The following is a 14,690-nucleotide window of genomic DNA, read 5'->3' as shown; positions in this document are numbered from 1 at the left end:
TTACTTTACCTGGTCTGACAGACAGAGATATTTCTCTGTAACGAATTTTTTCCCGCCGCGTGCGGGTATTTTTTTGTCCTCAATGTAGGCAAATCTAAGGTGATCACTTTCACGCTTATTAGGTAAGAAATCCGCATTGGCAGCAACGGCTTCAAAATTTCCCTTTCCTCAGTGCACGGCCCGGCGTAACCTATATACAAAACACATGCGTTTCATATACGGACTGTACAATGGGTATCGTAAAAATTTCGGACCTGATGCATGAGAACCTGCGTATCGCCAGCACGGCGTTAAGCCGCTCCATCAACGCGCAGGCAGAACACTGGATGAAAATCGGCATGCTGGCCGAGCTTTATCCAGACCTTAATCTTCAGGAACTGACGCGCCAGCTGATGCGCGTCGAACGTGACGGCGGCGCAGATTTAGCACAGCTGCTCGACCAGCCAACATTAACTTCGCAGGGAATCGCGCAATGACCATCAAACTTCACACCGCACAAGAGATCGAACTGGCTCGTGCGGCCGGACACGCTGCAGCTAAAGTGCTGGAAATCATCACCCCGTTCGTCAAACCGGGCGTGACCACGGATGAGCTAGACGCGATTTGTCATGACTATATCGTCAATCAATTGAAAGTGGTGCCGGCCAATATCGGCTATCACGGTTATACGCGCACCACCTGTACTTCGATTAACCATGTGGTGTGCCATGGCATTCCTGGCGATAAAAAGCTGAAGAACGGCGATATCGTCAATATTGATGTCGCCATTATCAAAGATGGCTGGTACGGCGATACCAGCAGAATGTATTACGTTGGCGAGCCTTCGGTGCGGGCCAAACGATTGGTCGAGATCACCTATGAATCCATGGTGGCGGGCATTAACGTCGTTAAACCTGGCGCCACATTGGGCGATATCGGTGCGGCTATTCAGCAGGTCGCCGAGAAAGCTGGTTTCTCCGTGGTACGTGAATATTGCGGCCACGGCGTCGGTGAGGTGTATCACGGCGATCCTCAAATCTTGCATTACGGCACACCGGGCACGGGTCTCGAACTGCAAGCGGGGATGATATTCACCATTGAGCCGATGATTAATGCCGGTAAAGCGGGCACCAGCGTGCTGTCTGATGGCTGGACGGTGGTGACCAAAGACCGCTCGCTGTCGGCGCAATGGGAACACACCGTTGCCGTGACCGAAACCGGCTTTGACCTGCTTACGCCATGGCCAGAAGGCACCGGCGATTACACTGCGATTTGATATCGCTATCGTGAGCTATGACGATTTGCTCGATATCCACTTCGCGACTCATGACGCGACACAAGAAAACAGCAAAGACGGTGTAATCCGTTCCCGTTATCGCTCCGCGCTGTTTCCCACCAGCGAGGCACAACGCATCGCCGCTGAACAAGGCATCGCTCGCGCCGCGTCTGAACTCGGCAAACCGTTAGTGACGAAATTGGAACCGTTAGCCGAATGGTACGCAGCGGAAGACTATCACCAAAACTTCTGGGAAAAAGAGGGGCAGGAAAACGCCTTCTGCATGATGAATATCCCCGCTAAACTGCAGAAATTACGCAATAAATTCCCAAAAATAGCTTCTGATAGCTAACGCGACATCGCTTCAATGACTTCAGTGAAGCGTTTGCCGCGTGGCATCGACCTTTAATTTATTGCGTGCGCCACATGCGGTATTGGCCCCAGAAGCCCACTTCAGTGGCGTACTCTTGCGGCGTGCCATCTGCAACGATATCCAGTGACTTACGCATGCCCATGCTCAGTACGGTGCAATCATTGCTGACTTTTAACTTATGCAGGCCATTATTTAAATAAGCGGTGATAAATTGATTTTGCTTCAGCATCGCCACATCTTGATTATCAATGTTGATGACAAATTTGCACGTGCCACCACTTCCACCGCCGATAAACTGCTTAAGCCGTGTGACGGTAACCTTCGTTTGTTGCTTGGTCGCATCAGGTGTCACCATTTGGTGATTAATCACCGTATCTGCGGGTCCATAAGGCCTGGCGCATCCTGCGAGAGTTAAAACGGCAAACGCTATCAATAGTTTCTTCATCATTATTTCCCTGTATCCTGCTGCTCCATGCAGCACTACGCGAGACGCTTTATCGGCACGCCTTACAAAATCTTCAGTAACGTTCCCGCGTCCCACGTAAACCGCTGTGGCGGGCTTTGTGCCTTAAGCGCTTTTTTGCAGCGTAAACACGCTAACGCTGTTCACCATGTTCGCCGCCTGCTCACTCAGCATCGCCGAAGCCGCTAAGGACTGCTCTACCAGCGAAGCATTTTGCTGAGTGGTGATATCAATCTGGCTGATCGCCGTGTTGATTTGGCTGATGCCATCCGCCTGTTCGGTGCTGGCCTGATTGATCTGTGACAGCACCTCTTTCATGTTGACCACGTTGGTCATCATTTCCGCCATCAGTTTGTTGGCATCCGCGACCATGTCACGCCCATCGACAATCCGCGTTGATGACTCTTCAATCAGATGACGAATTTCATGCGAAGAGGTTGCGCTCTTTTGAGCAAGCGCACGCACTTCTTGCGCCACCACGGCAAAACCACGCCCGTGCTCACCGGCTCGAGCAGCTTCTACTGCCGCATTCAGCGCCAGGATATTGGTCTGAAACGCAATTGAATCGATCAGGTTAATGATGTCCGCCATGCGTCCTGCTGAGTCATGAATTTCTGCCATCTTGGTCGAAACGTTGTTCATCATGGTGGCATTCTGCCCTACCGCATTTTCCGCTTTCTCTGACAGGTCTGCTGCAAAATGGGTGTTATTACGCGTGTTGCTAATGGTCGCGGTGAACTCCTCAACCGATGCCGCGGTTTGTTCCACCGAACTGGCTTGTTCTTCGGTACGTGCCGCTAAATCATGGGTACCGGACATAATTTCACTGGCCCCACCGGAAATTTGTTCCGCGCTAATGCGAATATGGCTCACAATAGTCGACATCTTTTCCTGCATTTGCTGAATGGCATTAATTAACTGCCCCATTTCATCTTTGCGCTTTTCAACATACCCCGTACTGAGATCGCCATCCGCAACACGACCTAAAAAGGCAATCACGTTTTTTAATGGCACGGTGATAGATCGAATAATAACCCAGCCAATCAGCGCAGAAATAATAATCGCGATAATGAAAATCCCCACCATGGAAATTTTAGTGGTGTGATAGGAACTCATAAAGTGCGTGTAGGAGCCGTTCATTTGTTGCTCTTGCAGAGCGATGAAGCGTTGTACTTCACCCGTATAATCAATTTGCTTACTTGCCAGCGTCGTCAAGTAGTAATCCAGAGCTTTCCCGGTATCATTACTGACAATCTGCAGAAACTCATTTCTCGCCTGTAAATAAGCCTTACGCCTTTCATCCAGACTTTTGAGATACACAATGGAATCATCGTCCGTTGCCAGCGCATTCAGCTTACGATAAATCTCCGTTATCTGCCCTGTCGAGCCCTGCAGGCCATTCATGATGCTCGCTCGCCGCTCAGCATTGATAGGACTGAGCAACAATGCCTGCTGCTGAATGGTGGTATTGATCTCATCGATAAGCTGATTGCCCAACGCAATGGTCGGGTAATCATCCTTCATCATGCCGTTGACACCGGTTTGCGCCAAAAATAATGAATTTAAGCCCAGCGAGGCCACCAGCAGTAACATGGCGATGTTGATGAGTGAAGAAATAATAAGTTTGGTACGCAACTTTATATTACGTGAAAATCCTTGAACTACGTCCATTTAGAAACCTCAATGATTTTTATTGGTGAGTCATAAAATCCAGGTGTTTATAAAACAAAGAAGAGATGACACTGCGAGGCTATGCCGGCAGCATCCCTGCTGTTATCGTCAGCATGTGAATTAACCTTAGTGGTTTTACTTAAATGTAACTTACTTATATAAGACCATTCACTTTGCGAGAGATTAATTAAATAATCAATTTGATCAGTTATATTAAATTGTTTGCAATAATAGTTACCAGAGTGATCATTGTGCTTTACTTATAAAACTGTTTTCAATCCGATTAATCGCAAGCTTGTCTAAGTAAAACCGCTTTTTTATGCAGCTTATGCAATTGTCGTTAGCGAACAATGATTAATTATCCATGTTCATTTCTCTGCGGGCAGCCAGTTGGCTACCCACAGAAAACACTAGATCGCGTCTGATGCTTCTGCTTCGGTAAGCTTATCGATAGACTCGTTTGCCGCTTCCGGCAGATGTAACAGTAACCAATCCGCCATTTGTACTTCCTGTTGCAATATCCGCTGAAAAGCGTTTTTCCCTGCGCTGTCGTCAGCTTGCTCGGCTGCGGCCACCAGCGTGGTGTAAGTGGCGACTTTATAACTACAAAAGACGTACCCACTCACGGCAATGCGTACACCCATCTCATCGCGCAGCATATCGCTAGCCGCCTGCCCAACCGCAGACATCCGGCCCAGCGTATCCTTGAGTATTGACCAACTGCCGTCATAGCTTTTGAGAACATCCTTCACCAGCTGTTGCTGTTCTCGAATCTGTTCAAGATATTGCGTGATACGCATTTTCATCGATGGATGATCGTTCAAACGCTGCACTGCGGCCTTTAACAGTGTTTCGCTATGTAACTCCATCGCGTGAGCATCACGTAGCCAATCCAGATATACCGATTCCCTCATCATTCATTCGCTCCTGGTCGATGTGCTGTTAGTGAACTACCTTAGGGGGTGCATCACAGATGCTTAGCAAGCTAACCGCTTCAACACTGCCGCTAAAGGAATTATCTGGAAATAAGCGAAGCGTTAATTAACAGCCGAGCCATCATCTTAATTAAACGTAGCAAGCAAGTCCCTCTGCGCAAGCCAGACGCAGCAAAAATGAGAACAGCATTAATAGTACAGCCTTACCGCTTCGCTTATATTTCCGCACAACAGACTTTACTCAACAACTGAAATGCGCTAACAATCATTTTTTTGCACTGCCTTCATTAATGTTTCGTTGAAAATTGGCTCATACTTAAACAACTGGCACCCGAATAATAAAACTTAAGATTAATCCTGACTTGATTATGGTAAAAACAACGCTACATTTTATTTTTGCTTTATGTTGGTACAAATATAATGAGGAGAACGCATGACGGACCCTAACAAGCATCCTGAAGAGGAAGAGAAAAAGACGCAACGTCGTGGGGGCACAGGGAACTTCGCCGAGGATAAGGATCGTGCAGCCGAAGCAGGCCGCAAGGGCGGACAGGTGAGCGGCGGCAATTTCAAAAACGATCCGAACCGCGCCGTAGAAGCCGGCCGGAAAGGAGGAAAGATCAGCCGCCGTAAATAACATCATCTTTAATTCAACACAGGGTTACGTTCGCTAACCTGCAACACAGCACTCTTCTGACGTGTATTAGCGCTTCGCTTAAATGCGAAAGTAGCTACGTCAGAAGAGTTATTCCCTTCGTTATGAACAAAAAATCGATCATTTCTTGATCAATCGTGCGCGTTTTACCGCTTCGCTTACCCTGGTTTTTTCCTATATATATTAATGATCAAGTTAGATCCGAGAATAAATAATCAAACACGAATTAACCAACATATTTGTACACTGAAATATAAGTTGTACACCTTAAGGTTAATTAACATTGGTCGTGATTAAGTTAATTACAAAACCTGGAGCGACTGGCCTCAAACACTATTGTCACGCCGTTAATCGCTATTCGACAGGATACAGATAACAAAAAAGGCTGCTATTCCTCACGAAATAGCAGCCCTGGTCAGCCAACAGATTCAGCGTTCAGACATCTGTGCTGGCAGCTTTAGTTGCGCGCGCCCTTTTGTGACTTCATCCGTTGTCACTGGTTTAGCCGCATTCCCCCAGCTATTGCGAAGATAGGTCGCCGTTGCTGCAACCTGCTCATCAGACAACTTCCAGGCAAATGAAGGCATCGCCCCGCTGGTGGGATTGCCATTCGTTACCGCACCGCGTCCGCCTTGCAGCACGGTGGTGATGATTGATGAGGCATCATCCGCTAACAGGCCGGGGTTATTTGCCAGGCTCGCCGCGAGGTTTGGAATCCCTTTACCGTCGCTGTTATGGCAGGCAGTGCAGTTGGCTGAATAGACTTTTTCACCCATCTTCATTTGCGCATTGTCCATCGATATTGGTTGTGGCAACGTCGTGGTGGATGCTGGCACTTGCTTGAGATACACAGCAATCGCGCGTAAATCAGCATCGGTTAAATGCTGCGTGGAGTTGTTGACAGCCTCTGCCATAGGGCCAGAAGCAACCGCTACGTGGTTACTGCCAATCTTGAGGTAATCCACCACCTGCTGCTCTGACCAACTTCCAATGCCAACGTGCGGATTGGGCGTGATATCAGGTGCGTGCCACTCGCCAAGATTACCGCCTTGCAGATAATCGCTGCTGTCGCCGCCAATCAGATTCTTGGCGGTATGGCATGCTGCGCAGTGTTCAGGTCCTTCCACCAGATAGGCACCACGATTCCATTCGGCACTTTTACTGTTGTCGATCTGGAAACCTTCGTTTTTGAAAAACAGCAGGTTCCATCCCATCATCGCCAGACGGATATTGTACGGAAAACCTAAACTGGTTTCCGGCACCTGATAGTGAATGGGCTTAACCGAGCGCAGGTATAACCACAGATCATGCATATCCTGATCGGTCAATTTGACGTAAGCGTTGTAAGGCATGGCAGGATAAAGATGTTCGCCCTCCTTACCCTTGCCGTGACGCACCGCACGGAAAAAATCCCGCTCCGTCCAGTTGCCGATACCGGTTTCCCTATCCGGCGTGATATTGCTGGCGTAAATGCCGCCAAACGGCGTGCTGATGGAGTAGCCTCCAGCCAACGGGAGTTTACTCTCCGGCATGGTGTGGCAGGCAGTACAGTCGCTGGCAACTGCCATATACCGTCCGCGTTCAATCGCGGCACTGTCTGCCGCCGTTGGCGGTTGGCTGGTGAGTACGTTGTTGCTGGCAACATCATCCGCTGACGTGTCGCCATTCATCCACAGCATGCCTGCTGCCACGGCCGCAGCGATCACCGCCACGCCCGCAATGAGTTTGGTCTTTTTCATCTCACACCTTCACCAACGGACCTGGATTTTTCAGGTACTGCTCGATAATGGCTTTCGCCGTCCACAAACTCAGTGCACCAATGGTGCCCGTCGGGTTGTATCCCGCATTGTTTGGGAAGGAAGACGCCCCCAGCACAAACACGTTGTGCGCATCCCAGCACTGCTGATAACGGTTAAGCACCGAGGTTTTTGGATCGGTGCCCATGACCGCGCCGCCAATGGTGTGGTCGCTGGCAAAGTTATAGGGTGAATAGGCACCTGAGGCAGAGTTGGTACCGATAACGGTTTCAGCGCCCATCGCCTTACCGATCTCGACACTCTTCTCTTCAATGAACTTCGCAGAAAGACGGTCGTTATCGTTGTAATCGAAAGTCACACGCAGCAGTGCATTGCCGTTGTTATCTTTGTATTCAGGATCGAGGTCCAGGTAGTAATCTTCGTGAGAGAAGCTGGTGCCCTGGCCAAAAATGAAAGTGGTATTCTGGAAAGCATGGGTATAGGCCTTTTTCCAGTCTTTACCCCAACGCGGCGAGCCGGGAGGAAGTGCATCGGCGTTACCGATTGGACGGGCACCACGCGCCACCACCAAAATCCCTGCGCCCCCGATAAAGCCAAGCCCCGTATGGTCAAAGTTATCGCCGTTCCAGTCATCCACCTGTGAGGACAGAGCACCGGCACCAATATACTGGTTCAGGTTCTCATCTTTAAAGTGCAGTGCAGCGCCCGATACCGTCTGGAAGCTGTAAGCACGTCCGACCACGCCTGTTTTCGTCACCGGGTTGTAAGGCACGCCGATTTTCGACAACAGTAATAGACGTACGTTTTGCATCTGGAATGCCGACAAAATCACAATATCCGCCGGTTGAACCCACTCTTTCTTGTTCTTGTCGAGATAGGTCACGCCGGTAGCGGTTTTGCCGTCTTCTGCCTTATTCACGCGTACTACCGCTGAATCCGTCAGCACCGTGAAGTTCTCACGCTGCATCAACGCCGGGATGACACAAGCATTAGGGCTGGATTTAGAGAAGTTACCGCAACCGTAGTAAAGGCAATAGCCACAATAGGTACACGGCCCCATGCGCACCCCGAGCGGGTTAACGTAGGCGCGTGAAGCCTGACCTGCAGGCACCATAAACGGATTAAGCCCTATCTTTTTTGCACCCTCGGTGAAGATATCGGTCAGGCGCATGCTTTCAAGTGCCGGCAACGGATACTCAGTGCTGCGGTTGCCTTCAAACGGGTTGCCGCCTTCAATGGTTTCGCCATTTAGCTTGCCGGCTTTACCCGAGACACCGGCGATCTTTTCAAAGCGGTCGTAGAAAGGCTCCAGCTCATCGTAGGTCACGCCCCAGTCTTGCAGGATCACGCCTTTGGCAATTTGCTGCTTGCCGTAACGTTTCACCGTCTGGCTGTAGGGCTCAAAATCGAATGGGGTGAATCGCCAAGCCATTCCGGCCCAGTGCGTACCTGAACCCCCCACATTGTAGCCCAGCTCATTCAGGTTCCACTCGCGGGTCGGTAATGCGGTTTGTGCAATGGTATTGCGGAAAGTGGTCGTTTCAACGGCGGGCGGCAGCAGCATACTGCGGCGTGTATCCCAACGCAGTTCATCGGTGTCGACCGACGGCGGAAAATCAGTCGCAGTTTCAAACCACGGGCCACGTTCAATGGCAACGACATTCAGACCGGCGCGGGTCAGCTCTTCAGCGATCAAAGAGCCGCACCAGCCCAGGCCGACGATGGCGACATCAGCTTTTGGACGGACGTTATTCATAGTTTATTGCTCAGCAAACAAATTAAAGGGTGTTATCGATCAGGCTGGTGGGGATGATGTTGAGCTTCTGTCCTTTTTTCGGCAGCAGATCGCGGAAGTCATAGCGAGCACCGGGGAAGCCAATCATTTTCCAACTGGTCATATCTTTGTTGCCACCGTAAATCGGATCGGCCAGGAAGCCTTCACGCACGTTCTGCAGTAGCAGTTCAAAGAACACTTTGGTTTCGACCTCTTCACCGAGATCAAGGCGGTTATTTTCCATCGCCGTCAGAACCTCGTCCTGTTGATCGCCGCTCAGCGCAAGAAAGTCTTTGCCGTACTGTTGCTTTAACGCGTTGTCCAGAGCAGCAATCCCCAGACGATAACGTTGCGCCGGGGTCAGCGATGATTGCGACCCCTGCTCAGGCGTGCCCTTCACGAACTTGCCGAGGCGATAGATCGCCACTGCGTTACCGTAATCACCGGCGAGTTGGCGGTCGATAAAGATGGCGCATCCCGCCTCTTTGCCACTGAGGCTGGTTTCATCGGCCGGGATAAATCGTTCAGCGATGGCACCAACCGTATCAAATTCATGCTGAGTGAGGTATTGCAGCCCCCCTTTCCTGGGCGGCGCGGGCGGCGTCTGGATCTTGCCGGGTTCCCAGGGCTGGCCACCATTCACCACATCAGCCTGCGCCAATGTCGGGATCGTGGAAGCTACCCCCAATGCGGTGATGGAAGTGAGAAATTCTCTGCGTTTCATGTTTTCCCTGCTTTCACATTGCAAACCAGGTCAAATAACAGACGTATTTGTGCCTGGCTTTGAGCCAAATAAATAAGGTTTATTGGATAGATAGTGACGCTGCCCGGTGGGCTTTTATTAGATAAATACTGAGGTAAGTTTTACATTCGAATCACGTAATTAATTAAATATTAACAACGCAGCAAAGAGTAATGACTCACCCTTCGCTTTGAAAGGTTTTTGTTGATGGTTTCCCATCATTTAAGTTTTTAATAAGCACAACTTGACGATGTAGAGTAGGGTTTCGTCTCGCAACATTTAACATCTTGCCAGTTACGAAACGTTGAGCATAATACGGCGAAAATAGACGCCAGGCTGTGATCTGAGGCGCACTCCGCCTTGATGAAAAAGTAGACATGATTTTTTACTGGGGCTTAGAAGAAGAATGAAAAAACTCACCCTGATTAAAGTGGCTGAACTGGCCGGGGTTGGGATCGCAACGGTTGACCGCGTATTGAATGAGCGCGGTGGGGTTCGTCCGGAAACCGTGCGCAAAGTATTACGGGCTGCGCGTCAGGCTGGGTTGCAGCGTTTACTGCCGGATGACACGCAGCATCCCTGGCAGATTGAGGTATTTCTGAGCAGCAATGGCACCTGGTTTTTTCAGCAGTTAGCGGAGGAGTTTGCCAACATAGCCGACCGGCTTGGCTATCGAAAGATTAAATTATTCCGCACGTTGGTGAGTGAAAACCCACCGGAAAAACTGGCGGAAAAGATTAAAAAAAGCGGTGAGTTACGCGACGGTATTATTGTTTATGGACATGACTACCCCGTTATTCATGAAGCCTTATCCTGGTGCAAAGATAAAGGTGTGCCGGTAGTTACGCTGGTTTCTGATTTACCGGATTCGCATCGATTCTGTCATGTTGGAATAAATCAATATCAGGCAGGACGCACCGCTGGCTTATTAATGAGCCAAACCATGACCCACGAGGGTGACGTGATAATGGTCAGTGGACGTTTTGATTTCAGTGCGCATATCCAACGTATTTCAGGATTTCGTGATGCGATAACCCAGCGAGCCCCTTGGTTGCGTTTGCGCGAAGTATTGGCGGGGGAAGATGAACGACATAAAATCCGCACGCTGCTGAATCACACGTTGCAGCAATCGAATAATGTGGTCGGTTTGTATAACTCTGGCGACAATAACAGCGATATCAGTGCCGTGTTGCAGCAACACCAGTTACTGGGCCGATGCTGCTATATTACGCACGAACTGTACGATGTGACGCAAGATCTTCTGCAAACCGGCGCGCTTTCCTACACGCTGGATCAGAACGCCCGCCAACATGCCGTACTGGCAACTGAACTGCTGATCCGGCATCTGGAACAGGGACATATTCCTGATTTGTATAAAGACGGCCGCGTCGAACTGCGAATTGTAACAGCAGAGAATCTCGATTAGTCAGCCATCACGCCTTCAACAAACGCAGCAAACTGGCGCGCTTTCGCCGTGGCCATGCGCCCGCCGGGAAAAACCGCCCACAGGTCGATGTCCGGCAAAGCCCAATCGCTGGCCAGACGCTCGACGGTTCCGTCAGCGATTTCCTGTGAAAACATCCAGTCAGAAGCCACCGTGATCCCCATGTGCGCCAGCACGGCGGAGCGAATACCCTCCGCAGCGCTGAGATGAAGTCGCCCCTTCAACACTACATTTTCAACTTCAGCTGCACGCTTAAACTGCCAGGTATCATTGAGCTGGCTAAAAATCAGCGCCTCATGCTGGCTGAGTTCAGCGGGATGCTGCGGATGCCCATGGCGCGAAAGATATTCAGAGGTGGCCAATGCAGAACGTCTTGAGGTGGCGATTTTACGCGCCACCGCGCCAGAATCTTGCAGTGTGCCCATGCGCAGGCAAATATCGATCCCTTCGGCAATCAAATCGATGGGACGATCGTCGAGTCGAATATCCACCTTGAGTTGCGGATGCTGCTCCATGAATTGGGCGAGATAAGGGATGACATGCAACCGGGCAAAAGTCGGAGCTGCCGCCACGCGCAGAATACCGGTAAGTCCCTTATCCGCACCGCGCGCTGCCATCTCCGCTTCATCTGCCTGCTGCAGGGTAATTCGTACACGCTCATAAAATCGCTGCCCCGCCTCAGTGGGCGTGAGTCCATGGGTGGTGCGCAGCAGTAAACGGACATCCAGATGCTTTTCCAGCTGGGCGATAGTCTTTGATACCGCCGGTTGCCCGATATTCAAAATGCGCGCTGCCGCAGAAAACGACCCCGCATCGACCACCTGCACGTACATCTGCATCGCCTGAAAGCGATCCATGGTATTCCTCCTGGGAATAGCAATTATAGTTTTTGGCCCTCTGCCATTACCCACCGACATTAGCAGATACTCCATATCAACAACAGCGGGCAAGCGTTACTGCCCAGTGAAACAGTCAACTCAGGAGCCGGATAATGTACGAACTTTATGCCTTTGCTACTCCCAACAGCATTAAACCCGCCATCTTGCTGGAAGAACTCGCACAGCCGTGGCAGCTGCGTGCCGTAAACATCCGCCAGGGCGAACAGCACGGAGCAGACTTCTTACAGTTAAATCCAAACGGCAAAGTGCCGGTGCTGGTGGATAGCGACAACGGTGCAGTGCTAAGTGAGTCTGCTGCCATTTTGGTTTATCTGGCCGAAAAGCACGGGGGTTTGTTGCCTGCTAACGGACTGACTCGCGCCAAGGTGTTTGAGCAGCTTTTCTTCCACGCCTCGGGCATCAGCCCCGCTTTTGGACAAGCCGGATTCTTTACCCGTCTGGCGAGTGAACCTCAACCCCTGGCGCAGCAGCGCTTTAGCACTGAAGCCAATCGGCTCACCAGCCTGCTTGAACGTCAATTAGAGAAAACGTCCTGGCTGGCAGGGGATGAATACACCATCGCGGATATTGCGCATTTCGGCTGGATGTGGCGACGCGAGTTCGCTGGCGTCAGCCTTGAAACGCAGCCCAACCTCAGCCGCTGGTTTGCCGCCGTCTCTGCACGCCCTGCGGTCATGCGTGCCATCACCAAATTAAATGCCTTAATCGAAAACTAATCATCCAAAAGGAAATCACTATGTCTCGCTTCGAAAACTATCGTCACAGCTTTAACAACGCCCGCCTTACCCGCTCAACCAGCGGAGTATTGGAAGTGATGTTTCATACCGATGGCGGCTCACTGTTGTTCAATGGGCATACTCACGAAGAATTCGTTGAACTGTTTCATCAGATTGGTTCCGATCCCGATAATCGTGTGGTGATTCTGACCGGTGCCGGTGAGGCTTTTATGGAGAACATCAGCCCGGAAGGTTTTGATTTCTTCACGCCACGCGGTTACGACAAAATTTTCCGCGAAGGCAAAAAAGTGCTGATGAATCTGCTGGATATTGAAGTGCCGGTCATCGCTGCGTTAAACGGACCAGTCCGCCTGCACTCAGAATACGCTTTGCTGGCGGACATCGTGCTGGCAACACCCGATACCGTTTTCCAGGACAAACCCCATTTCGACTTCGGTATCGTCCCGGGGGATGGCGTAAACCTGTTGTGGCCAGAGGTCATCGGCAGCATACGTGGCCGCTATTTCCTGTTAACGCGCCAGGAATTGGATGCTGAAACCGCCAAAGACTGGGGTGTGGTTAATGAAATTCTGCCACGCGATACCTTGCTGACACGCGCTCATGAGCTGGCCGAATCGCTCGCGGCGTTACCTCCACTCACCAGCCGCTATACACGCATCGCGCTGACGCAAAAATTGCGTCGCATCATTGATGAAGGTGCGGGCTTCGGCCTCGCATTGGAGGGCATTAGTGCGGCCGATGTCGCTCTGCAAGCGGCTTCAGCCTCTTAAATCACCCTTAACCGTTTATTCTCTCCGGCGCAGACCTCTGCGCCGGTTTTTGTCGTTTAACGCAGGAGTAAAATATGCAACCGCAAAGAACATTTTTGATTACCGGTGCCAGCAAAGGGATTGGCCTGGCTTTATCACAGCGTCTGTCTGACGCGGGCCATCTCGTGATCGGTATCGCAAGACATCAGCCTGAGCAAAGCTTCCCGGGGCATTTTGTCTCACTCGACCTCGCAGATACGCTCGCGACAAAAAAGAAGCTGGAGCAAATCAATGCGGAGTTCAATGTGGATGGCATCATTAACAATGTCGGTTTAGTGCGTCCGCAGTGGTTACCCGAAGTCTCGACGGCAACACTGGATGAAGTACTGCGCGTCAACTTGCATCCTGCCCTGTTAGCGGTGCAAACCGCCTTACCCGGCATGCAAGCCCGCGGCTGGGGAAGAGTGATCAATATTGCCAGCCTGACCGTCCTCGGCGTTCCGCAGCGTACGTCCTATGCGGCCGCCAAGGCAGCTTTAATCAGCTTCACTCGCAGCTGGGCGCTGGAACTGGCAACTCAGGGGATTACCGTTAACGCTGTTGCGCCCGGCCCGACAGAGACAGAACTGTTTCGCGCCAGCAACGCGCCGGGCAGTGAGGGTGAACAGCGTTATCTCGATAGCGTACCCATGAAGCGTTTCGGCAAGCCGGAGGAGATTGCCGCCACTATCCAGTTCCTGTTATCTGAGGACGCGGGCTTTATGACCGGACAAACACTGTATGTTGATGGCGGTGCTTCTGTAGGGGTTTCTCAGATTTAAGACGTATAAGCCAGTGCGGAACCGCACTGGCTTGATAGTGATTTTAGAGCCTGGAGAAAGGTGATTGAGGCGGGCGTGTATTGATCGAGACAAAAGCGGCCAGACGGCCGCTCCTCTGAGGGTTAACTCGCGTTGTTAATGCGCATACGCTGGAAAATCGGTATAGCCTTTGGCATCTCCACCGAAAAATGCGTCACGTTGATAGTGAGCTAACGGATAGCCATGTTGAATCCTTGCAGGCAAATCTGGATTGGAGGTAAACAAACGACCAAATGCGATCAAGTCTGCCTCACCCGCTTCCAACATCTTTTCCCCCGCCTCAGGCTTGAAGCCTCCCGCCGCGATAAGGGTGCCATGGTAAAACTCACGCAGTTGTCGGCTAGCAACCGGTTCCTCATAGTGCCCGCTTTCCCTT

Annotated in this window: 16 protein-coding genes; 8 read left to right on the top strand and 8 right to left on the bottom strand. The window is 51.0% G+C overall.

Translation table 11 applies throughout. The annotated features are described in order from the left end of the window. The first annotated feature begins 230 nt into the window (after positions 1-230). Genes HA45_RS16065 through HA45_RS16055 form a run of 3 tightly spaced genes read left to right on the top strand, consistent with a single transcriptional unit; the run spans position 231 to position 1,607 of the window. On the top strand, positions 231-476 hold the full coding sequence (locus HA45_RS16065) for a ParD-like family protein (protein WP_100704153.1): 246 nt from the start codon (positions 231-233) through the stop codon (positions 474-476). Continuing rightward, entirely contained in the window at positions 473-1,255 is a 783-nt protein-coding gene (gene map / locus HA45_RS16060) for a type I methionyl aminopeptidase (protein WP_100704154.1), read from the top strand. Before HA45_RS16065 ends, map begins: the two co-directional genes overlap by 4 nt. After that, on the top strand, positions 1,203-1,607 hold the full coding sequence (locus HA45_RS16055) for a peptide-methionine (S)-S-oxide reductase (RefSeq protein ID WP_240629299.1): 405 nt from the start codon (positions 1,203-1,205) through the stop codon (positions 1,605-1,607). The genes map and HA45_RS16055 overlap by 53 nt, the downstream gene beginning before the upstream one ends. Positions 1,608-1,665: 58 nt before the next feature. On the opposite strand, the gene HA45_RS16050 is transcribed toward HA45_RS16055, so the two are convergent. From HA45_RS16050 to HA45_RS16040, 3 genes are all read right to left on the bottom strand, one after another. Then, a complete protein-coding gene (locus HA45_RS16050) occupies positions 1,666-2,076 on the bottom strand; it encodes a hypothetical protein (RefSeq protein WP_240629300.1) in 411 nt (136 codons plus the stop codon). A 120-nt stretch (positions 2,077-2,196) separates the two neighbouring features. Then, positions 2,197-3,726: a methyl-accepting chemotaxis protein gene (locus tag HA45_RS16045; protein ID WP_244563461.1), complete on the bottom strand. Its 1,530-nt coding sequence runs from the start codon at positions 3,724-3,726 to the stop codon at positions 2,197-2,199. 446 nt (positions 3,727-4,172) lie between these two features. Next, positions 4,173-4,679: a DUF892 family protein gene (locus HA45_RS16040; RefSeq protein WP_100704156.1), complete on the bottom strand. Its 507-nt coding sequence runs from the start codon at positions 4,677-4,679 to the stop codon at positions 4,173-4,175. Between the two features lie 451 nt (positions 4,680-5,130). Between HA45_RS16040 and HA45_RS16035 the strand changes: the two genes are divergently transcribed. Beyond that, positions 5,131-5,334 (top strand): con-10 family general stress protein, encoded by a 204-nt coding sequence (locus HA45_RS16035; protein ID WP_100704157.1) that lies wholly within the window; start codon positions 5,131-5,133, stop codon positions 5,332-5,334. A 446-nt stretch (positions 5,335-5,780) separates the two neighbouring features. On the opposite strand, the gene HA45_RS16030 is transcribed toward HA45_RS16035, so the two are convergent. From HA45_RS16030 to HA45_RS16020, 3 genes are read right to left on the bottom strand one after another with little or no spacing between them, the layout of a single operon-like run. Next, entirely contained in the window at positions 5,781-7,091 is a 1,311-nt protein-coding gene (locus HA45_RS16030; protein WP_100704158.1) for a c-type cytochrome, read from the bottom strand. Between the two features lies 1 nt (position 7,092). After that, a complete protein-coding gene (locus HA45_RS16025; protein ID WP_100704159.1) occupies positions 7,093-8,865 on the bottom strand; it encodes a GMC family oxidoreductase in 1,773 nt (590 codons plus the stop codon). Between the two features lie 22 nt (positions 8,866-8,887). Beyond that, positions 8,888-9,607: a gluconate 2-dehydrogenase subunit 3 family protein gene (locus tag HA45_RS16020; protein ID WP_100704160.1), complete on the bottom strand. Its 720-nt coding sequence runs from the start codon at positions 9,605-9,607 to the stop codon at positions 8,888-8,890. 424 nt (positions 9,608-10,031) lie between these two features. On the opposite strand from HA45_RS16020, the gene HA45_RS16015 reads away from it, so the two are divergent. Continuing rightward, on the top strand, positions 10,032-11,051 hold the full coding sequence (locus HA45_RS16015) for a LacI family DNA-binding transcriptional regulator (protein WP_100704161.1): 1,020 nt from the start codon (positions 10,032-10,034) through the stop codon (positions 11,049-11,051). Here the strand turns inward: HA45_RS16015 and HA45_RS16010 are convergent. Further along, positions 11,048-11,926 (bottom strand): LysR family transcriptional regulator, encoded by an 879-nt coding sequence (locus HA45_RS16010; protein ID WP_100704162.1) that lies wholly within the window; start codon positions 11,924-11,926, stop codon positions 11,048-11,050. The genes HA45_RS16015 and HA45_RS16010 overlap by 4 nt on opposite strands. Positions 11,927-12,060: 134 nt before the next feature. On the opposite strand from HA45_RS16010, the gene HA45_RS16005 reads away from it, so the two are divergent. From HA45_RS16005 to HA45_RS15995, 3 genes are all read left to right on the top strand, one after another. After that, a complete protein-coding gene (locus HA45_RS16005) occupies positions 12,061-12,684 on the top strand; it encodes a glutathione S-transferase family protein (protein ID WP_100704163.1) in 624 nt (207 codons plus the stop codon). A gap of 20 nt (positions 12,685-12,704) precedes the next feature. After that, the gene (locus HA45_RS16000) at positions 12,705-13,475 is read left to right on the top strand and encodes an enoyl-CoA hydratase/isomerase family protein (RefSeq protein ID WP_100704164.1); all 771 of its coding nucleotides are present in this window, start codon (positions 12,705-12,707) and stop codon (positions 13,473-13,475) included. A 74-nt stretch (positions 13,476-13,549) separates the two neighbouring features. Next, positions 13,550-14,275 (top strand): SDR family oxidoreductase, encoded by a 726-nt coding sequence (locus HA45_RS15995; RefSeq protein ID WP_100704165.1) that lies wholly within the window; start codon positions 13,550-13,552, stop codon positions 14,273-14,275. A gap of 135 nt (positions 14,276-14,410) precedes the next feature. Here the strand turns inward: HA45_RS15995 and HA45_RS15990 are convergent. Further along, the coding region (locus tag HA45_RS15990) for an oxidoreductase (protein ID WP_495524943.1) at positions 14,411-14,690 on the bottom strand (280 nt) is incomplete at its 5' end.

It is taken from the genome of Pantoea rodasii (assembly GCF_002095465.1).
Lineage (GTDB): Bacteria > Pseudomonadota > Gammaproteobacteria > Enterobacterales > Enterobacteriaceae > Pantoea > Pantoea rodasii.
Note: the sequence above shows the minus strand (reverse complement) of the source record. Positions and strands in the feature narration are given on the sequence as shown.

What these genes read in the sequence shown, in the direction of transcription:
- HA45_RS16065 (WP_100704153.1), top strand. Translation starts at nt 231, where the DNA reads ATGGGTATCGTAAAAATTTCGGACCTGATGCATGAGAACCTGCGTATC.
- map (WP_100704154.1), top strand. Translation starts at nt 473, where the DNA reads ATGACCATCAAACTTCACACCGCACAAGAGATCGAACTGGCTCGTGCG.
- HA45_RS16050 (WP_240629300.1), bottom strand. Translation starts at nt 2,076, where the DNA reads ATGATGAAGAAACTATTGATAGCGTTTGCCGTTTTAACTCTCGCAGGA.
- HA45_RS16040 (WP_100704156.1), bottom strand. Translation starts at nt 4,679, where the DNA reads ATGATGAGGGAATCGGTATATCTGGATTGGCTACGTGATGCTCACGCG.
- HA45_RS16035 (WP_100704157.1), top strand. Translation starts at nt 5,131, where the DNA reads ATGACGGACCCTAACAAGCATCCTGAAGAGGAAGAGAAAAAGACGCAA.
- HA45_RS16030 (WP_100704158.1), bottom strand. Translation starts at nt 7,091, where the DNA reads ATGAAAAAGACCAAACTCATTGCGGGCGTGGCGGTGATCGCTGCGGCC.
- HA45_RS16025 (WP_100704159.1), bottom strand. Translation starts at nt 8,865, where the DNA reads ATGAATAACGTCCGTCCAAAAGCTGATGTCGCCATCGTCGGCCTGGGC.
- HA45_RS16020 (WP_100704160.1), bottom strand. Translation starts at nt 9,607, where the DNA reads ATGAAACGCAGAGAATTTCTCACTTCCATCACCGCATTGGGGGTAGCT.
- HA45_RS16015 (WP_100704161.1), top strand. Translation starts at nt 10,032, where the DNA reads ATGAAAAAACTCACCCTGATTAAAGTGGCTGAACTGGCCGGGGTTGGG.
- HA45_RS16010 (WP_100704162.1), bottom strand. Translation starts at nt 11,926, where the DNA reads ATGGATCGCTTTCAGGCGATGCAGATGTACGTGCAGGTGGTCGATGCG.
- HA45_RS16005 (WP_100704163.1), top strand. Translation starts at nt 12,061, where the DNA reads ATGTACGAACTTTATGCCTTTGCTACTCCCAACAGCATTAAACCCGCC.
- HA45_RS16000 (WP_100704164.1), top strand. Translation starts at nt 12,705, where the DNA reads ATGTCTCGCTTCGAAAACTATCGTCACAGCTTTAACAACGCCCGCCTT.
- HA45_RS15995 (WP_100704165.1), top strand. Translation starts at nt 13,550, where the DNA reads ATGCAACCGCAAAGAACATTTTTGATTACCGGTGCCAGCAAAGGGATT.